The organism is Lactiplantibacillus daoliensis, from assembly GCF_005405005.1.
Classification (GTDB): Bacteria; Bacillota; Bacilli; order Lactobacillales; family Lactobacillaceae; genus Lactiplantibacillus; species Lactiplantibacillus daoliensis.
The window spans coordinates 17,441-35,891 of sequence record NZ_BJDH01000001.1 but is presented as its reverse complement, the minus strand read 5'-3'; the positions used below and the strand labels follow the sequence as shown (position 1 = coordinate 35,891).

At 44.8% G+C, this 18,451-nt stretch carries 17 protein-coding genes; 11 read left to right on the top strand and 6 right to left on the bottom strand.

What is annotated here, in order from left to right:
* The first annotated feature begins 5 nt into the window (after positions 1–5).
* The 5 genes from gatC (at position 6) to rlmD (ending at position 5,991) form a co-directional block, all read left to right on the top strand.
* Complete coding sequence (gene gatC / locus FFM64_RS00170; protein ID WP_137605993.1) at positions 6–320, top strand: Asp-tRNA(Asn)/Glu-tRNA(Gln) amidotransferase subunit GatC; 315 nt, start codon at positions 6–8, stop codon at positions 318–320.
* Entirely contained in the window at positions 320–1,783 is a 1,464-nt protein-coding gene (gatA, locus tag FFM64_RS00165) for an Asp-tRNA(Asn)/Glu-tRNA(Gln) amidotransferase subunit GatA (RefSeq protein WP_137605992.1), read from the top strand. Before gatC ends, gatA begins: the two co-directional genes overlap by 1 nt.
* A complete protein-coding gene (gene gatB, locus FFM64_RS00160; protein WP_137605991.1) occupies positions 1,783–3,207 on the top strand; it encodes an Asp-tRNA(Asn)/Glu-tRNA(Gln) amidotransferase subunit GatB in 1,425 nt (474 codons plus the stop codon). The genes gatA and gatB overlap by 1 nt, the downstream gene beginning before the upstream one ends.
* 184 nt (positions 3,208–3,391) lie before the next feature.
* Positions 3,392–4,402 carry a diacylglycerol kinase gene (locus FFM64_RS00155; RefSeq protein WP_137605990.1) on the top strand — a complete coding sequence of 337 codons (1,011 nt, stop codon included), beginning with the start codon at positions 3,392–3,394 and terminating at the stop codon, positions 4,400–4,402.
* 218 nt (positions 4,403–4,620) lie between these two features.
* Positions 4,621–5,991, top strand: a complete 1,371-nt coding sequence (gene rlmD, locus FFM64_RS00150; RefSeq protein ID WP_137605989.1) for a 23S rRNA (uracil(1939)-C(5))-methyltransferase RlmD — start codon at positions 4,621–4,623, stop codon at positions 5,989–5,991.
* Positions 5,992–6,053: 62 nt separating this feature from the next.
* Here the strand turns inward: rlmD and FFM64_RS00145 are convergent, their stop codons facing one another.
* The 4 genes from FFM64_RS00145 to FFM64_RS00130 form a co-directional block, all read right to left on the bottom strand.
* The gene (locus tag FFM64_RS00145; RefSeq protein ID WP_137605988.1) at positions 6,054–6,386 is read right to left on the bottom strand and encodes a type II toxin-antitoxin system RelE/ParE family toxin; all 333 of its coding nucleotides are present in this window, start codon (positions 6,384–6,386) and stop codon (positions 6,054–6,056) included.
* Positions 6,387–6,389: 3 nt separating this feature from the next.
* Positions 6,390–6,689 carry a type II toxin-antitoxin system RelB/DinJ family antitoxin gene (locus tag FFM64_RS00140; protein WP_223876864.1) on the bottom strand — a complete coding sequence of 100 codons (300 nt, stop codon included), beginning with the start codon at positions 6,687–6,689 and terminating at the stop codon, positions 6,390–6,392.
* 563 nt (positions 6,690–7,252) lie between these two features.
* Positions 7,253–8,002 carry a DUF4811 domain-containing protein gene (locus FFM64_RS00135; protein ID WP_137605987.1) on the bottom strand — a complete coding sequence of 250 codons (750 nt, stop codon included), beginning with the start codon at positions 8,000–8,002 and terminating at the stop codon, positions 7,253–7,255.
* Positions 7,999–9,441, bottom strand: a complete 1,443-nt coding sequence (locus FFM64_RS00130) for an MDR family MFS transporter (protein ID WP_137605986.1) — start codon at positions 9,439–9,441, stop codon at positions 7,999–8,001. The genes FFM64_RS00135 and FFM64_RS00130 overlap by 4 nt, the downstream gene beginning before the upstream one ends.
* Positions 9,442–9,607: 166 nt before the next feature.
* Between FFM64_RS00130 and FFM64_RS00125 the strand changes: the two genes are divergently transcribed.
* Complete coding sequence (locus tag FFM64_RS00125; protein ID WP_137605985.1) at positions 9,608–10,165, top strand: TetR/AcrR family transcriptional regulator; 558 nt, start codon at positions 9,608–9,610, stop codon at positions 10,163–10,165.
* A 215-nt stretch (positions 10,166–10,380) separates the two neighbouring features.
* Positions 10,381–11,214: a helix-turn-helix domain-containing protein gene (locus FFM64_RS00120; RefSeq protein WP_171000242.1), complete on the top strand. Its 834-nt coding sequence runs from the start codon at positions 10,381–10,383 to the stop codon at positions 11,212–11,214.
* On the opposite strand, the gene FFM64_RS00115 is transcribed toward FFM64_RS00120, so the two are convergent.
* The gene (locus FFM64_RS00115; protein ID WP_137605983.1) at positions 11,205–12,134 is read right to left on the bottom strand and encodes a zinc-binding dehydrogenase; all 930 of its coding nucleotides are present in this window, start codon (positions 12,132–12,134) and stop codon (positions 11,205–11,207) included. The genes FFM64_RS00120 and FFM64_RS00115 overlap by 10 nt on opposite strands.
* A gap of 203 nt (positions 12,135–12,337) precedes the next feature.
* Between FFM64_RS00115 and FFM64_RS00110 the strand changes: the two genes are divergently transcribed.
* The 4 genes from FFM64_RS00110 to FFM64_RS00095 all read left to right on the top strand — a co-directional run bounded on the left by FFM64_RS00110 (position 12,338) and on the right by FFM64_RS00095 (position 16,797).
* Positions 12,338–12,697: a PadR family transcriptional regulator gene (locus FFM64_RS00110; RefSeq protein ID WP_137605982.1), complete on the top strand. Its 360-nt coding sequence runs from the start codon at positions 12,338–12,340 to the stop codon at positions 12,695–12,697.
* Positions 12,681–14,048 carry a DUF4097 family beta strand repeat-containing protein gene (locus FFM64_RS00105; RefSeq protein ID WP_137605981.1) on the top strand — a complete coding sequence of 456 codons (1,368 nt, stop codon included), beginning with the start codon at positions 12,681–12,683 and terminating at the stop codon, positions 14,046–14,048. The genes FFM64_RS00110 and FFM64_RS00105 overlap by 17 nt, the downstream gene beginning before the upstream one ends.
* A gap of 555 nt (positions 14,049–14,603) precedes the next feature.
* Positions 14,604–15,929: a PTS transporter subunit EIIC gene (locus FFM64_RS00100; RefSeq protein WP_137605980.1), complete on the top strand. Its 1,326-nt coding sequence runs from the start codon at positions 14,604–14,606 to the stop codon at positions 15,927–15,929.
* Entirely contained in the window at positions 15,919–16,797 is an 879-nt protein-coding gene (locus tag FFM64_RS00095; RefSeq protein WP_137605979.1) for an alpha/beta hydrolase, read from the top strand. The genes FFM64_RS00100 and FFM64_RS00095 overlap by 11 nt, the downstream gene beginning before the upstream one ends.
* Before the next feature lie 76 nt (positions 16,798–16,873).
* Here the strand turns inward: FFM64_RS00095 and FFM64_RS00090 are convergent, their stop codons facing one another.
* Entirely contained in the window at positions 16,874–18,373 is a 1,500-nt protein-coding gene (locus tag FFM64_RS00090; protein ID WP_137605978.1) for a gluconokinase, read from the bottom strand.
* Between the last annotated feature and the right edge of the window lie 78 nt (positions 18,374–18,451).

The following is an 18,451-nucleotide window of genomic DNA, read 5'->3' as shown; positions in this document are numbered from 1 at the left end:
ATTTGATGGCTGAAGAACGCATTAATGCTGAACAAGTCGCCCACGTCGCTGGGTTGGCTAAACTTGAATTCACGCCGGACCAACTAGAAACCTTTACTGGGCAACTTGAAAAAATTATTGGCATGTTTGAAGAGTTAAGCACCGTTGATACTGAAGGAGTTCCTGTGACATCACGTGTTACCGATCGTCACAACGCTTTGCGTGAAGATGTGGCAGTCAAGAGTGACGAACGGGCCGCTTTATTAGCCAATGCGCCTGAAACGGCAAATGGCTTAATTAAAGTGCCAGCAATTATTGATGAAAGTGGGGACGGCGAATAATGGATTTTTTCAACCAAGATTTGACTAGTCTACACAGTGACTTAGTGGCTAAAAAGCTGAGTGCCGAAGAATTGACGAAGGCGACTTTTGCGAATCTGAAGCAGACGGATGCCAAAATCGATTCTTTCTTGAATTTAAATGAAGATGCGGCTTTAGCAGCGGCCAAGGCCTTAGATGCTAAAGGAATTAATGCTGAAAATGTTTTAGCGGGGATTCCAGTGGGGGTCAAGGATAATATCGTGACCAAAGACTTAACTACAACCGCGGCATCCAAGATGCTTGAAAACTTTGTGCCCGTTTATAATGCGACGGTCGTTGATAAAATGACCCAAAATGACATGATCATCGTCGGTAAAACGAACATGGATGAATTTGCCATGGGTGGTTCGACCGAAAATTCTGCTTTCAAAGTGACTAAGAATCCATGGGATGTTAGTCGGGTACCAGGTGGTTCATCTGGTGGTTCTGCCGCTGCCGTTGCTGCTGGGATTGTCCCCGTTGCTTATGGTTCAGATACTGGTGGCTCAATTCGTCAACCAGCGTCCTTTAACGGTATCGTTGGGATGAAACCAACATACGGTCGGGTTTCTCGTTGGGGCTTGATTGCGTTTGGGTCTTCTTTAGACCAAATCGGCCCAATGACCCGCACAGTTAAAGATAACGCCGCTGCCTTGAATCTGATTGCAGGTAACGATGTTCATGATGGGACTTCTTCTGAACGTGAAGTACCTGATTTTACTGCTGGTTTGACTGGCGATATTAAAGGAATGAAGATTGCCTTACCAAAAGAATATATGGATGACGGGATTGATCCAAAGGTTCGCGAAGTCATCAAAGCTGCCGTTAAGCAGTTTGAAGATTTGGGTGCAACGGTTGAAGAAGTTTCGTTACCACATAGTCGTTATGGGGTTTCCGCTTACTATATCATCGCTTCTTCTGAAGCTTCCTCAAACTTACAACGGTTTGATGGGATTCGGTATGGTTTCCGGGCAAAAGATGTCAAAAACTTGGAAGACGTTTATGTACGCAGTCGTTCAGAAGGCTTCGGTGACGAAGTTAAGCGCCGGATCATGCTAGGGACGTTCTCCTTATCCGCTGGTTATTACGATGCTTACTTCCACAAGGCTGGTCAAGTTCGGACCATGATCATCAATGATTTCAATAAAGCCTTTGAAGATTATGATTTGATTATCGGACCAACCGCACCAACACCAGCATTTAAGATTGGTGATGAAATTTCCGACCCAATCACAATGTATATGAATGATGTTTTGACGATTCCAGTGAACTTAGCTGGTTTGCCAGGGATGTCAATTCCAGCTGGTTTTGCCGATGGCATGCCAGTCGGTTTACAATTGATCGGTAAATCGTTTGATGAAAGCACGCTTTATAAGGCGGGTTATGCCTTTGAACAAGCGACTGATTTTCATCAAGCAACCCCAGATTTAGGAGGTCAGCATTAATGAATTTTGAAACAACTATTGGACTTGAAGTCCACGTTGAATTAAAAACGAATTCAAAGATCTTTAGTCCATCACCAGTTCAATTCGGCGCTGAATCCAACGCCAATACGAACGTGATCGATTGGGGCTATCCTGGGGTCTTACCAACGGCGAATAAGGGTGTTGTTGAAGCTGGTATCAAGGCAGCAACGGCACTACATGCTGAAATTGAGCACGAAACTTATTTTGACCGGAAGAACTACTTCTATCCTGATAACCCCAAGGCCTATCAAATTACGCAACACGAAAAACCAATTGCGCATGATGGCTGGATTGAAATCGAAGTTGATGGTCAGAAGAAAAAAGTCGGTATCGAAGAAATGCATATTGAAGAAGATGCTGGGAAAAACACCCATGAAAACGACTATTCCTACGTCGATTTAAATCGTCAAGGGACGCCATTGATTGAAATCGTCTCGAAACCAGAAATCAATTCACCAGCCGAAGCCTATGCCTACTGTGAAGCGCTTCGTCAACGGATTCAATTTACTGGGGTTTCAGACGTTAAGATGGAAGAAGGTTCTATGCGGGTCGATGTCAACATTTCCATCCGACCAGCCGGTTCTGATAAATACGGTGTTAAAACCGAAATGAAGAACTTGAACTCGTTCAACTATGTGAAGAAATCACTCGAATTTGAAGAACAACGCCAACAACGCGTGCTCATGTCTGGTGGTCAAGTCCAACAAGAAACCCGGCGTTTTGACGAAGTTTCCGGTCAGACTATTTTGATGCGGGTCAAGGAAGGTAGCGACGATTATCGTTACTTCCCAGAACCAGATGTTCCAGCCGTTTCAATCAGTGATGACTGGATCAAGGACGTTCAGAAGACAATTCCAGAAATGCCAGGTTCTCGTCGTGACCGTTATGTGAATGACTTTGGCTTAACTGCTTATGATGCCGGTGTCTTGACACAGACGAAGGAAATGTCTGACTTCTTTGACGCAACTGTCAAAGAAGGGGCTGATCCGAAGTTAACTTCAAACTACTTGCAAGGGGACGTAAACGCGTTCTTGAACGAGAACAAAGTTGATTTGCAAGACACGAAGTTGACCCCAACCAATTTGGCAGGCATGATCAAAATGATTTCCGACGAAACGATTTCAAGTAAAATCGCGAAGAAGGTCTTCAAGGCCATCATGCAAGGAACTGAACCCGTTAAGTGGGTTAATGACAAGGGCTTGATCCAATTATCAGACCCAGCCAAGTTACAACCAATTATTGATAATGTTTTAGAGAACAATCAACAATCAATTGATGACTTTAAGAATGGTAAAGACCGGGCAGTTGGTTACTTAGTGGGTCAAATCATGAAGCAAACCCATGGCCAAGCCAATCCTAAAGTAGTTAACAAGTTGTTGATGACATCATTAAAAGCACGGTAATCAAGAAGAGTGTGTTGATGGGCGGGAGCTGCTGAGCATTGCCTAGCCATAAGTATCATGCGTGTTTGGCATGGTGCTTATGGCGTAGCAAGCGCAGGCCGCTGCCCATCATAAGCACGTTTCGGCTATCTAGCTAGAAACGGCGTCACTAATTCTTTACTGCGAGACGCGGAGGAAAAGAAACATGCGTAAACGGGCACGGATCATTTATAACCCGACATCGGGGCGTGAAGCTTTAGCTCATGACCTCGTTGAAATTCTTGGAATTTTTGAACAAGCTGGGTACGAAACCAGTACCTATGCAACAACGCCAGCGCCCAATTCAGCGGCTGATGAGGCGCGCCGGTGTGCCAAAGACGGGTTTGAGTTACTCGTAGCGGCAGGTGGTGATGGGACCATCAATCAAGTTGTCAACGGGATCGCCGGCTTAAAACGGCGGCCACGCATGGCAATCATCCCCGCTGGTACGACCAATGATTATGCCCGGGCGCTACGCATTCCGCGTAATGATCCGGTCGCGGCGGCGAAAGTCGTCTTGAAGAATCAAACGGTCAATATGGATATTGGTCAAGCTGGCGAGCAGTATTTTATTAATATTGCAGCGGGTGGTTTGTTGACGGAACTCACTTATGATGTGCCGTCACAACTGAAATCCATTTTTGGCTATGCGGCGTATTTGGCCAAAGGGGCTGAATTGTTACCACGGGTTAAACCGGTTGAAATGGACCTGAAGTATGACGGGGGTCATTTTACTGGGAAAGCTTCGATGTTCTTCTTGGCGTTGACGAACTCGGTCGGGGGCTTCGAACAAATCGTACCGGATGCCTCATTGGATGATGGCAAGTTTACCATGATTATTGTGAAAACCAGTAACGTGGCTAAGATGCTACACTTGATGACATTGGTCTTAAACGGTGGGAAGCATATCAATGACCCAAGTATCATTTACGTGAAAACACGTAAGGTGGTTGCTCGGGCTTTAGATGATCGTTTAATGATCAATATTGATGGGGAATATGGTGGCGATGCGCCGATGACGTTCCGGGATTTGAAGCAACATATTGAAATGTATGCGGACACGGATCGGATTCCAGATGAAGCGATTACGGACCCAGAATTACAAAATGCCGAACGTAATTTTGTGTCAGCAGTCGATCAATTGCCAGAAGCAAAAGCCGAATCAGAAACTGAATAACTTGCTTAAATTACCGTTTACCGATACAATGGTGGACGGTAATTTTTTTAGAGTGCGTTGATGGGCGGTAGTTGGTGAGCAAGGCCTAACGGTTGACTTAATGCGGTTTGTGCATTGAGTTGGTCGTGTAGTCTACGAAGCCAACTGCCCATCATGAGCACGTTTTAAAAAATAAACAGTTCGCGTAACCAAAGAAAGTAAAAAGAGGAAACCAATACATGAAAGTTGATTTACCAGTTTATAAAGGCGAAGTCTTAGATGTGACCATCATGGACTTAACTTATCAAGGGATGGGTGTTGCTAAAGTTGACAACTACCCAATCTTTATTGAAAATGCTTTACCTGAAGAAAAGATTTCGGTTAAGGTCACCAAGACAACCAAAAACTTTGCATTTGGTGAAGTTGAAAAGATTGAACAAGTTAGTCCTCATCGGGTCAACCCTAAAGGCCGTGTATACCGCCAAACCGGGATCGCACCATTACAACATCTGGAATACTCTGAACAATTGAAGTTCAAGCAACATCAAATTGCTGAATTATTTGCGAAGGTTCATATGGATGATGTGGAAGTCTTGCCAACTATCGGGATGGAAAATCCTACCCAATATCGGAACAAGGCTCAAGTCCCAGTGCGCCAAGTACAAGGCAAGTTAACGACTGGCTTCTTTAAGAAGAGCAGTCATCAATTGATGCCGATTGAAGATTACTACATTCAAGATCCAGCGATTGATCATGCCATCATTGTGGTGCGTGACATTTTACGTAAATATCATGAAGCGGCCTTCGATGAATTTCATCACAGTGGGACGATTCGGACAATTATGGTTCGTCGTGGTTACTACAGTCATGAAATGATGGTTGTCATCGTGACGCGGACGAAACATTTACCAATGGCTGATGTCGTTGTAGAAGAGATTCAAGCGGCTTTACCTGAAGTCGTCTCAGTGATTCAGAATGTGAACCAAAAGCGAACTAACGTCATCTTAGGACCGGTTAACAACGTGTTAGCTGGTAAGTCAACCATTAATGACCAATTATTGGGCTTAACGTTTGCAATTTCTGCACAATCATTCTATCAGGTGAATCCACAACAAACCGAAAAATTGTATCAATTGGCAATTGACCAAGCTGGTTTAACCGGTAATGAAACTGTCATTGATGCTTATTCCGGGATTGGGACAATTTCATTAACCATGGCGCAACATGCCAAGCAAGTTTATGGTGTTGATATCGTGCCAGCTGCGATTGATAATGCGCGTCAAAATGCTGACAAAAATGGCATCAAGAATGCTAAGTTTGTTCTGGATAGTGCTGAAAAAGCCATGGCTAAATGGGCCGAAGATGGCATCAAACCAGATGTTGTCGTTGTTGATCCACCACGTAAGGGCTTAGACGAAGCCTTTATCGAAAGTGCCGCTGAAATGGGGCCAAAGCGTGTGGTTTACATTAGTTGTAACCCATCAACGTTAGTTCGTGACGTCCAACGTTTTGGCGAACATGGCTATCATATTGCCGCACCAGTACAACCAGTGGACCAATTCCCACAAACACCACATATTGAAAGTGTTACCGTGTTAGTTAAAGACTAAATTTAAGTTAAAAGCAGCGTGAAAATCGATTTGATTTTCGCGCTGCTTTTTTATGTCGTCAATTACGGATGATTCAAAGAGAGTGACTGGCTGAAATTGTTTTTGCTAGTCATAATGCGGCTAATCAGAATGTTTTTTGAACGGTTGTCGGGCAAGTAAAAGACAATAAAGTTATCAATTGGCATAAAGCGGATGCCGTAACTATACCAAGGCTCATCCATATAACGCTGATGTCTGTTTGGAAAAGTAGTAAGTGTGTCAATGGTATCAAGAATTTTCTTAACTTTTGAGTTAATTAGTGTGTGTGATAGTGATTTAAGCAAAAAATAGTTTTTGATGCTTAAAATATCTTGTCTTGCTTCCTTGGAATAATTAATATGCCAGTTTTCACTCATTATTTAGTTGTCCTCAGTCATTTCAGCTCGTATCTGAGCGGATGAAAAGGTTTGGTGTTGATCGAGTCCTTTTTGAATAGCGGCATCAAAATCCGCCTTAGAAATATTGTCGTAATTAAGTGGCAAGTCAGGTAGCTTGATTTCAAATGGAATTTTACGTTGAATCACAACTTGTTGTAAGAACATATTTAGTGCCGTGGACATTGGAATCTGCAACTGATTAAGGACAGTTTCGGCCTGAGCCTTTAATTCTGGGGTTACGCGTGTATAAATACTAGTCGTTTTTTTTATTTCAGTTGGCAAAATACATCACCTCTATTTTGTAGAATAGGATAATATTATCATCATTACTGATGATATGCAATTCAAAAGATTGCATATAGATGGCAAATGTAATTTTAACCGTGTTATCAATAATGAAACATAGGCTTCAGGTTAAAGTTAGGCAAGGCTATTATTTACTAAAGAAAGACTCAAAACCATCACACCTAAAGTAGACTTGCCAATTTTGACTGCCTCCGTTAAACGTAATCAACTGATAATCACTGATTAGCTGGAGGTTATTGCTGATAGCATCGGACGTGCAGGTGGCGTTTGACCGGTGTTTTTACCGGCCATACACCACGGACGGTTCGGGAGATTTGCGGTTTTAGCAAAGCTTCTGGGAGAGGTTCAAGACGTTCCTAAGGCTTGAACCTCTCCCTCGTCCGTATGTTATCAGCAACAACCGGAAGCGGCAGTAATCGACTAGTTTTCAGTGCTTGATTGTTGAAGTAGCGGTGTAGACCGGCAATTTTTAACTTTCAACTTTTAGTTATTTTAAAAAAAGGCATAAACCCTCAATTGAGTTTATGTCTTCTGCTAATTTAATGGATTGAGCGTGCTTGGGCTTGTTTGATTAATTTAGCAATCAACACTGGTTCTTGCTGTTTTGCTTGCGCAGAAGCTGCCTGCTCAATATTTTTAGTCAATGCGGCGACTTGTTTGGTGGAAAGGCTAGGGTCAGCGATTCGCGCCGCTTGAACTTTAGCAGTGACCGTTGCCTTGATGGTCGCATTAGCTTTGGTTGATTCAGACTTAGCTTGGTTATCAAGCCATTTTGCTTGGCTAACACTTAATGTTGCCCAGGTCTTGGGTAGTGTAAAGGTGTTCTGCCGTTTGACGAGGGTTTTATGACTACCTGTGCCAGCATATAGCCAGCGCCAGAAATTATTTTTATAAGTCCAACGGGTTGTTTTCGTCGTCAGGCGGGCCGTTTTGATATGGGCTGTTTTCACACGATTAACGGTTTTTAAACTAACTGCGGTATGTTGCCGTTGATGGTTAGTGGTGGTGCGATAGACATAGACTTTTTCTGTATCAGATTTTTTAACTGGTTCAAAAAGTAACAGTTTAACATAGGGATTAGCAACGGTAGATTTTAAGGTGGTCGTTTGGCTAGTCGTAGTTTGCCGCATGCCCCAATGCTTGGTATCATTGCCAATCATCAATACCGCGGCGCTGACCAATAAAATCAAACCTAAATCACCGATGAGATGTCGTTTCCAACCTTGCTTGAAGGCTAGGTAACCGACAATAAAACCAATTAGCCCTAGACTTAAAATAATGATAATCATTGAATATCACCAGCTTTCGGAGTTCGTTTAACCATTAACGCAAAGATCATGGCGAGGATGCCCATTGCAGTGGCAACTAGAAAAGCCGCGTGAAATCCTTGCATGGCCGCTGCGTAGCTTTGGTCACGATAAGCCAGTGGGGCACTGGTCAACAGTGCCTTAGCTGGTTTAGCAGCAGCCATGACGTTTGCTAGCACACTCCCAAGAATGGCGGTCCCCATGGAGGTCATAATCTGACGCATCGTGCTATTGATTGCGGTCCCATGACTGAGCTGAATGCCGGTCAAATCAACGGAACTAGCTGCGGTTAGAGGCATTGCAACCAACGCGACACCGCTCATTAGGACGATATACTCCATAACGATATATGAATAGGGCGTGTGCTGTGTGAGTAATGCAAACGGCAACGTACCAAGTGTTAAGAGAAACGTTCCCATCAGGGCGAGACGACGGCCACCAATGTGATCGTACGCACGGCCACTGATTAGACTGATAATGCCGTATAGTAGCGCTCCAGGTAAGATTGTTAACCCCGATTGCAGTGGTGTTAGGCCACGAACATTTTGCAAATACATCGGTAGGACAACCTGAATCCCAATCATGGCGGTATTAGCTAAGGCAGTAATCATCGAAGCTATCGTAAATGATGGAATTTTTAGTAAACGGATGTTTAACAAGGGCTCGGCTTGGGGCCATTCGCGGTGGACAAAAAAGCCAATGAATAATAGGCCGATTAGGATACTAATAATGACGATTTTTGACGCCCAGCCATCCTTACCAACGGATGAAAAGCCGTACAATAAACTGCCGAAACCGATGGTCGACCAAGCAATGGCCCAACCATCAATCGCGGATTTTTTCAGTGGAATAACTGGTCGTACCGTGTAACAAGCCAGCGCTAAGACGATGGCAACTGGTGGAATCATGAGGCCAAATAAGTCACGCCAGCTGGCATTGTCTAAAATCCAACCGGAAACCGTGGGTCCTAAAGCAGGCGCTAAACCGATCACGATGCCGCCTAATCCCATCATGGTGCCACGTTTTTCAGGTGGATAGATGACGAGCAAGACTGTTTGAATCGTTGGGAAAGTTACCCCGATTCCGACTGCCTGTACGAGTCGTCCGAGTAAGATCAATTGAAAATTGTTAGCTGTGTAACTGATGATTAGCCCGATCAAAAAGCAACTCAGTGCGGCCGTATAGATCAGACGTAAGCTAAAGTTATTCAATAACCACGCGCTGACGGGAATCATAATTCCCATGACTAGTAATGAGCCAGTTGTCAGCCATTGAACCGTTGCACTGGAAATTGAAAAACGCGACATCATCGTTGGATAGGCCGTGACCAGCATATTCGTCGTGAGCGCGGTACAGAAAGTTCCTAAAACTAATGTAATCGTTAGCCAAAGTTGACTATAACGTTTACCATTCGTATCCATTATTTTTAAGCCCCATTTAATCTTGATTTTAAACTGACTAAATCAGTTTAAAGCTATTATAGGCTTTTTCTAAAAAAAAACAAACAAGGGGTGGTGTTCGCATAGCTAACCTAATAAAATAGGTTATAATGACTAGTGAATGAATTTTGAGGGTGAGGGGAATAACATGGTTAAAAGAAGAACACTAACCCAAGCGAAAGTGTTAGCAACGGCTAACCAACTAATCGAAACAAATGGTTTAAATGGCTTGACGATTCGAGATTTGGCAGTTGCTTTAGACGTGCGGCCACAATCTATTTATAATTATGTTGATAGTTTGAGTGATTTGTTGGATCAAGTTGGCTTGCAATTCGTCCAGGGGGTATCGGATCGATTGACTGAAAAGTTGAATGATGCCGGTAAGGAAGAAAAGCTAATGGTCTTTGCACAAGAATTTCGTGACGCTTGCAAACGTCATGTGGGACTAGCACCGTTGCTATTGAGTATGACGGATTCAGTTAAGAGTCCGAAGACCCAGAAAGCATTGATCAAGTTATATCAAGATATGTTCCGACCATTACAATTAGATGATAGTTCGCGAGTTGAAAATACGCTCTATCGATCAACCTTGTTTGGTTTTATTATTCAAGAAATCGGTGGCTTTTTCACATTATCAACTGCAGAATTGGACACGCGTTTTACGCAGGTCATGCAATTAGCGATTGATGAAGAAAATATTGCCTAACCTAAAAAATGACTGTTTCTCCTAATTTGAGGAAACAGTCATTTTTTGATTCGGTTAGCGTTGCTGTTGTCGATAAATATGATAAGCTATCAATACTAATCCAACGATGAGAATTGCGCGAATGAGCCAACCGGTCAACAGTATAGTCAGAATGAGCTGAAACCAGGCAGTTAATGCCAAGTAACCACCACCTTTCAGAATGGGGACTTTTAAAAATGAGTGACGAAAAAACTTTTCTCGCACGGTTGGGACAGACTTTAAAACAAGCACGCAAAGCGCAACACTTGACACAAAAGCAACTTGCAACGGGAATCTGCGCGCAGTCATTGATCAGCGCCATTGAGCTGGGTCAGTATTTACCAAATGCCACGGTGTTTGCCCAGCTCTGTCAACGGCTTGGGTTATCAATGGATCAAGCGGTTTTGGCACATTATCCTCAAATTGCGGAACAAACGGTGTTTAATCGCCAAGTTGAAGCACTGTGTAATCAGCATGCCTACGCCGACTTAGCTGACTATTTGGACGAATTCGAACGGACGATGACCGCGTTAACCGACCATGATTTGGCAATTTTCTACTATTATCGCGCGGTTGCGAGTTACCAGGGGCGACACGCTGTAATTGACGCTCAACGTGATTTGAAATTGAGCTTAGCTTTGGTGGGCGGGCAGGATAGCTTGCGACCACTAATTCTTAGTGCGGCTGGCGTTTTTGAGTCACAAGCCGGTCAGTTGAAATTAGCGCAGCAATGGTTTGATAACGCCCAACAGCTGGTCAAAAAGTTGCCCTATGATGAAAATTTCAACTGTGTCGCCTATCAAATGGGCTTGTGCCAATTTAAAGCGGGTAAGTTTGCGCGCGCGACTCAAACCTTGCAAGCGGGTGTCACAGCCATTACCGCTCAGCAGTCACACTATTTATTAGCGGATACGTTGGTTTTAATGGCGGCCTGCTTGGATCAACTGGGTGACAGTGGGGCGGCCCAAACGGCTGAGACGGAAGGTCAGCTGTTGGCCGATCTGTTTAAGTTGCAGTTGTATCAATTTTGACTGGTATAGCTGAGCAATGTCCGTCCACGTCGACCAGCTTGCTGAGCGGCATGTCGGGCTTGTACAACGGCATGAAAATCATAAGTGCCAGCAATTGCGGCGGTAAGTTGTCCCGTTGCCAGCTGTTCAAGCAGGCGGCGATACGTCTGTGGCCAGATTGGACCACTGACGAAGTGAAAGGATTGTGTGGCATCATGCGGTTGCCATTGTGGTAGGCCAATTGACCAAAGTTTTAGTTGTGGTCGCCCAGCTGCCAGCAGATTTAGCAGTTGGGTATTGCCGACTGTATCTAATAGAACGGTTGGTTTGGGTAGGACTGCTAGTTGTTCATCTAAGGTTGTCGTGTAATCTACCGTAAAATCTGCCCCAAGTTGCAATAACCAGTTGCGATTTGCTGGTCGACTTAGCGCGATGACTGTCACGCCTTGCTGATGCAATAATTGAATTAAATAGCTGCCAACCCCGCCAGCTGAACCCGTCACGAGGACTGTCATTCCGGCCTGGACCTTGGCGGCTTGGATGAGTTTAACAGCCGCATCCGCACCGCCAATTAAAGTGGTCGCGGCAGCTAACGAAACTTGAGTCGGCACGGTTAGTAATAGCGGTGTGGGTCCTAATAAGTTTTGTTCCCGGGCAGCGCCATGAAAGTTAACCGTTAAAACACGTTGGCCGACTAGTTTTGCCTGTCTTAATTGACCAACTGCGGTGACGATTCCAGTGAGCGCATAACTAGGGACATAGGGTGGGCGTGCGGCATTGAGATGAGTAAGTTCACCGGTAGCACTTCGCCAATCCCATGGTAAGACGGGGGTATAGGCAGTTTGAACTTGAACTTGAGTGGCAGTTGGTTGGACGGCAGGTACCGTGGTGAGTTGAATGCCTGCGTCACCGTTGAAGTCAGTTTGCTGAATGAGTTCCATGATGGATGCCTCCTCTGATTAATAGCTTAAGAATAATGAGTCACGACGAAAAATAAAAATCAGTATTCTGATAAAAAAACGCCAGTTTACCAATTGGATTTTTTTTAGACACATTACTTTGACACACACAGTAATTGGTGGTAAATTATGATTATTGAAATTACTATGTGACACACAATACTAAATCTGAAAGGAAGGTCGGCATGCAACCAGAAATTTCAAAAGAGACAATCCGTGGTCATACCACCACGATTGTGCTGAATATTTTGAATCAAGGGGATAGCTATGGTTATGCGATTGCGAAGACCATTAAGTCGCTGAGCCATGGGGCTTATGATATCAATGAAGCGACCTTGTATACTGTTTTTCGCCGTTTAGAAAAAAATGGTGAGATTGCAAGTTATTGGGGCAATGAAACCCAGGGCGGTCGCCGCAAATATTATCAGATTACCGCGCAAGGCCAACAAACGCTAGAACATAATGTGGCGGAATGGCATTTTGCCAAGCAAGTTATTGATGAATTGATCTTAGGGAGGATTGACGCAGATGTCAGAAAAGATTGAACAATTGGTCGCGATGCGGCTTAGCACTTATTTTAAAACGCAAACCATGACGCCAGCGATGACTGAGTTAAAAACGGAGTTAGCAACGGACTTAAACGAGGCTGCTAATGATAAAAAAGAAAGTGGTCTGGATGCGGAGGCCGCTGTCGCGGAAGCTTTTAGTGACTTTGGCGATATCAATGAGCTGATTCAGCAGGTCAACCATGAGAACGGTAACGAGACTAACCTGCATGCCCATCATGTTGTTATGGATAGTGATGGTCTGGAGATTGATGACGGTGACACGTTAAAAATTAATTCTGACGGTATTACCGTCAAGGATGGTCGGGTCTTTAGTGCAGATGCGACGGGCGTTTCAATCAACAATGGTGCCATTAAAGCTGACAAAAATGGCTTAAAACTTGGTGATTTGATCATCAATGATGAGGGGATTCATCAACACACGCAGGCAGCAGCGGAACCTAACTTTGGTACACCGGTACAACCGTTGAATTTAGCTGGGGAATATCACGATAATTTGCCATTAGTGAATGAACAACGGTTTGCCATGGCTGGCCTTGATGACCTGTCGATTAGTTACCGGTCGGCGCGAGTTAAGGTTTTGCCGACAGTCGGTGGCGATGACGAGATTATTATTCGGGAATATATGAATCACAATAACACGACATATCAGGCCACAACGGTTCAGGCTGGCACGACCTTGACGATTGAACAGGGTAAGGTGCCATTTCTAATTCCATTGCGGGTGCATGTGCAAATCTTGGTTCCTACTAAATATCTCGGCAACTTACAATTGGCCAGCGCTTCGGGAACAGTTTTAATGGCTGGCTTAACTCGTTTAAACGTGGTTAATCTACGGGTGACTAGTGGCAGTTGCAAACTGGATACCGTCACGGCGCAAGCGTTGAGTACAGAGGTCGTTTCTGGCAGTCTGGTGATGAGCAGTGTTCACGTGACGGATCAATTTGGGATGTTAGTCAAAAGTGGCCGGCTCAAGTTGGCTAAGGTTCAAGCTGGTCAATTCACGGTCAATGTGACCAGTGGTAGTATCCAAGGCAACGAGCTGGTTGGTGGGGGAAGTTGGACGGCGAAATCCGGGTCAATGAAACTCGCATTTGAGCGTTTGACTGGTGATTTGAACCTCAGTGACAAGAGTGGTTCGATTAAGTTTGGCTTGCCACGCGACGCTAGTTATCGTTATGAATTGGAAGCGCGTAGTGGTCGGGTGATTGCTCCCGCCAATTCGCAACCAGAACATATTGCGGATGGCTATCAAACGGGGCGAGTCGGGACAACGGCTAAGTATACCGTCAAAGGTCGAACGACTTCTGGTTCAATTCGGCTATATTAAAGGTTTTCAAGATTGATATTCCTATGTTGGAACTTGTTTTTTTTAATTCTAAACTAAGGTTGAAAGACTCCAAAATATCACAACTATAGCAGTAACCGTCACATCTAAAGTAGACTTATCCAAATTAAGCGCTCCGTCAGTCAAAATCGGTGTGCTGTGGGGGACGGCGCCAGCTGAAGTACGGTCTGGTACCTCAATTCCAAGCCGACAAAACACGTCTTTGAATTGCCCCGCAAGATTGGTCAGACAAGAACATCGACTAATCTTGCTGACACTGCACACCAATTCCGACTGACTCCGCTAAGCAATAAACAACTGGTTTATCTGTTAAAAAACACTGATTAGCTGGAGGTTGTTGCTGATAACATCGGACGTGCAGGTGGCGTTTGACCGGCGATTTTTAACCTTCAACCTTTAGTTCTAAATCAAAGATGCGACCTTGAAAATAGGGGCGCGTCTTTTTTTCTGAAAATAACGGTCAGTTTTTCTTTTCGTCTGGGGTCGTAAAAGGCTATAATCAAATCAATGAGTAAACGGAAAATGGGGCGTTGCAGCATGGCAATCAGTGAACAACAACTAATTAATCGGTTGGTACCAACTTTTTTACGGGTACGACAGACCGATTTTTATCGTGTCATCCAGCGAACAGTAATGCTAACTTTTCCATTTGTCTTGATTGGCAGTTTTAGCCAGATTATCCAACTAACTTTATTGACAAAAACGGGCTTTTTGGCGAGTATTTTTCATTTGTCGACTTGGGTGCCATATTATAAATATTTACATTATCCGTTTGACAGTCTCACTGACTTGACACTGAATAGCGTGGCGATTATTGCAGCGTTTGGCGCAGCCAAATATTACGCCAAAATTTATCATCGCGATGATCAGTTGGCTGGACTAACTGGGGCAATTGCACTACTGCTAGTGGCCTATGACTACTCGGATCAAGGTCAAGGATCATTTAATCCGGTCTTAATTGGGACGAATGGGCTAACGAGTGCGATTATCATTGGTATGATTGTGGGCGTCTTTTTTCGTTTATTGGGTAAATCGACGGATACGCCGCGCCAAAGCCATACAACGCAAATCTTGGATCGGACATTTGCGTCGCTGTTGCCAATGACCTTGAGCTTTTTACTTGCGGTCGGTGCTGGATTGGCGATTAATTGGTTGATGTTATTGGATTATTCGGAACAGACGTTGGAACAATTACAAAAGATAGCAATGACTAGCCACAGTGTTGGTCTGATGTTCGGTGTGGCGGCATTATCGTTAATCATGGAAATTTTAGGCTTTGCGGGACCTTTTCAACAACGGATTCTTGCTAATACGCCGTCGATGACGACTAATTTAAATTATGCGCTCAGCCATCACTCGGCGTATCACGTGCCATATCCATATACGGCCCATACTTTGTATGAGGCGTTTGGGACCTTTGGCGGGACGGGGATGCTACTGGCGTTGATTATTGCCATTATTATCAGCAGTCATAATCATAATTATCACGTGGTTGCACGTTGGAGTCTTGTACCAGCGTTGTTTAATAGTAATGGCCCAATGATGACGGGGTTACCGATTTTGTATAACCTGATTTATGCCGTCCCATTTGTGTTGGCACCCTTGATTAATATGGCCGTTGCCGCACTGGCAATTTGGTTACACTGGTTGCCACCAATGGTCTATCCAGTGCCATTGGGGACACCGGGGCCATTGATTGCATTCATTGGAACCAACGGGAATTGGATGGCCCTCGTGATTGGGATGCTAGATTTGGCGATCTCCGTTTTGATTTATTTGCCGTTTATGCACTTGGCCGAGGCCACACTGCACGCCGCTCATGAAGAAATTTTGCGATCGGAGATGACCGGCAATGAAAATTAATTTATGGCAACAGCGTCGGCGCAACAGTTTATGGGTGCTGGTCCTCGTAGCTGTCTTTTTAGCCGCGTTAATTTTTCCAGCTTATCAATGGACCCAGGCCAACGTTAAGTCAATGGCTGGTCGCCATGACTCACGAATGTCGCCAGTGATCTTAATACCTGGTAGCAGTGCGACACAAAATCGCTTCGATCGACTCGTGACCCAGTTGAACAAGGCAGATAAGCAACGGCATAGCTTGATTAAGCTGACGGTTAAAACGGATGGGACAATCAAGTCAACCGGAACGTTGCGTCCACGGGATAATGAACCGTTTATTGTCGTCGGTTTTGAAAATAATAAAGACGGCTATGGTAATATTCAGAAACAAGCCAAATGGTTTTCATTGGCATTCAAGCTGCTCGCTCGTCGGTACCAATTTAATAATTTTAAGGCGATTGGTCATTCGAACGGTGGGTTGGTTTACACTTACTTTTTCGAACACTACTTCACTCGTGATGATATTACGGTGAAAAAATTGATGACGATTGGGTCGCCGTATAATTTCTCAGAAGCAAACCTTAGTCATAAAACCCAAATGTTAGCTGATTTTATTAAGTATCGCGATCGGCTACCAAAGCAACTGGCCGTGTTCTCAGTTGCCGGGACTGAAAATTATGATTCAGATGGATTAGTGCCTGCTCGTAGTGTTGAAGCCGGTAAATATGTTTATCAAGGACAAGTTAAGCACTACACAGAAGTCACGGTGACGGGTGACAATGCGCAACATTCGGATTTGCCACAAAATGAACAAATCGTGAGTTTGATTCAAGAGTATATTTTAGACAGCAAGAAGAAGACGCCGACGAAAGCCTTGATGGGCGCAAACTAGTTAGGCGTTAGTGAAGTAAAATAGCAGTCAATTGATTCTCGTTTAGAAAAATCAATTGACTGCTATTTATTTAGAATTACTTAAATTTGGCTAACTGCTGATAAATGGGCTGATAAGCAGTGGCGAGTTGTTCATAAATTGGATATAACTCGCGATAGATGGCAACGTTGGTCTCTTTCGGGAGCTGTTGTTGGTCGTTAGCAACCATTGTCTGAACTGCGCTGAGGTCAGGGATCAACCCTAAGCTTGCTAAACCTAACACGGCAGCGCCTAAACTTGAGCTCTCAAAGCTCGCCGGGATGGTTACGGTCGTATCAAAACTATCAGCTAAGATTTGACGCCAAGTTTCGGAACGGGTAAAACCGCCGCTGGCCTGTAAGTTTGTGAAGGGGCCAGTCAGTGCTTGCACCATTTTGGCGACATGGGCCAGATTGAAGCAGATTCCTTCTAGAGCAGCTCGGGCCAGATCTGCGCGCGAATGCCGAGCGGTTAAGCCAAAGTAGGCGCCACGCGCATTCGCATCCCAAAGTGGGGCACGCTCACCATTCAGATAAGGGTGCATGAGTAACCCGTGGCTACCAGCAGGAACTTGGGTAGCCAGACGAGTAATCTGTTCATAGGTCAGCGGTTTATCAGGATTTTCCGTGGCGAACAACGTTGTTTGGACCCAATGTAAAACGTTACCGCCATTATTGACTGGTCCACCAATGACCCAACGGTTTGGCGCCAGATAATAGCAGAATAGACGGCCTTGTGGATCAAGTTTTGGTTGATCAGTGACGACTCGCACAGCTCCGGAAGTTCCAATCGTGATGGCGGCAACGCCGGGTTCGATGGCATTAACGCCTAAGTTAGCCAGACAACCATCACTGGCGCCGACAATTAATGGTGTATTAGGTGACAGTCCCAATTGTTTGGCAAGCTGTGGTGTTAAGCCAGTTAGTTGGGTCGTCGTATCTACTAGTTGTGGTAGTTGTTCGGCGCGGACTTGGGCCAATTGTAATGCTTGTGAGTCCCACTTGAGCTGATGGAGATCAAACAATCCCGTCGCATTGGCGATTGAATAGTCGGTGACGAGTTGACCACATAGACGCTGTAACACGTAAGCTTTAATATCAACAAACCAGCGTGCTTGCTGATGCAAGGCGGGCTGCGTTTGGGCTAACCAGACCAACTTTGACAATGGCGTCATCGGATGTATGGGAGTTCCCGTGCGCCAGTATAATGCGTGTGCATCTGGCCGTTCGCGTAACTGTTGGGCAGCGGAGGCAGCCCGGTTGTCTGCCCAAGTGTACATACGGGTCAATGGCGCAAAGTGGTCATCAAGCAGAATCAAACTATGCATGGCCGCCGAGAAGCTGATCCCGGCGATTGGTTGGGTAGCTTTAGCCGTTACTTCGGTTAGACCTGTGATGACGGCGTCGTAAATTGCCGCCGGATCTTCTTCAGCCATGCCAACTTCGGTTTGATAAAGGGGGTAGCCATGATTGGCACTAGCGATAGCGGTGCCCGTCTGATCGTATAACACGATTTTAGTGCTGGTAGTGCCGATGTCGACACCAATAATTTCTGTCATAAGCGTAATCCTTTCAAAGCCTTTAATACTCTTAGTTTAGTCAACTTTGGTAGCGGTCGCAATGAGAAATCTACGGGG

Excerpts from the sequence above, each read along its gene's own strand:
- gatC (WP_137605993.1), top strand. The coding sequence starts at position 6 with ATGGCTGAAGAACGCATTAATGCTGAACAAGTCGCCCACGTCGCTGGG.
- gatA (WP_137605992.1), top strand. The coding sequence starts at position 320 with ATGGATTTTTTCAACCAAGATTTGACTAGTCTACACAGTGACTTAGTG.
- gatB (WP_137605991.1), top strand. The coding sequence starts at position 1,783 with ATGAATTTTGAAACAACTATTGGACTTGAAGTCCACGTTGAATTAAAA.
- FFM64_RS00155 (WP_137605990.1), top strand. The coding sequence starts at position 3,392 with ATGCGTAAACGGGCACGGATCATTTATAACCCGACATCGGGGCGTGAA.
- rlmD (WP_137605989.1), top strand. The coding sequence starts at position 4,621 with ATGAAAGTTGATTTACCAGTTTATAAAGGCGAAGTCTTAGATGTGACC.
- FFM64_RS00145 (WP_137605988.1), bottom strand. The coding sequence starts at position 6,386 with ATGAGTGAAAACTGGCATATTAATTATTCCAAGGAAGCAAGACAAGAT.
- FFM64_RS00135 (WP_137605987.1), bottom strand. The coding sequence starts at position 8,002 with ATGATTATCATTATTTTAAGTCTAGGGCTAATTGGTTTTATTGTCGGT.
- FFM64_RS00130 (WP_137605986.1), bottom strand. The coding sequence starts at position 9,441 with ATGGATACGAATGGTAAACGTTATAGTCAACTTTGGCTAACGATTACA.
- FFM64_RS00125 (WP_137605985.1), top strand. The coding sequence starts at position 9,608 with ATGGTTAAAAGAAGAACACTAACCCAAGCGAAAGTGTTAGCAACGGCT.
- FFM64_RS00120 (WP_171000242.1), top strand. The coding sequence starts at position 10,381 with ATGAGTGACGAAAAAACTTTTCTCGCACGGTTGGGACAGACTTTAAAA.
- FFM64_RS00115 (WP_137605983.1), bottom strand. The coding sequence starts at position 12,134 with ATGGAACTCATTCAGCAAACTGACTTCAACGGTGACGCAGGCATTCAA.
- FFM64_RS00110 (WP_137605982.1), top strand. The coding sequence starts at position 12,338 with ATGCAACCAGAAATTTCAAAAGAGACAATCCGTGGTCATACCACCACG.
- FFM64_RS00105 (WP_137605981.1), top strand. The coding sequence starts at position 12,681 with ATGTCAGAAAAGATTGAACAATTGGTCGCGATGCGGCTTAGCACTTAT.
- FFM64_RS00100 (WP_137605980.1), top strand. The coding sequence starts at position 14,604 with ATGGCAATCAGTGAACAACAACTAATTAATCGGTTGGTACCAACTTTT.
- FFM64_RS00095 (WP_137605979.1), top strand. The coding sequence starts at position 15,919 with ATGAAAATTAATTTATGGCAACAGCGTCGGCGCAACAGTTTATGGGTG.
- FFM64_RS00090 (WP_137605978.1), bottom strand. The coding sequence starts at position 18,373 with ATGACAGAAATTATTGGTGTCGACATCGGCACTACCAGCACTAAAATC.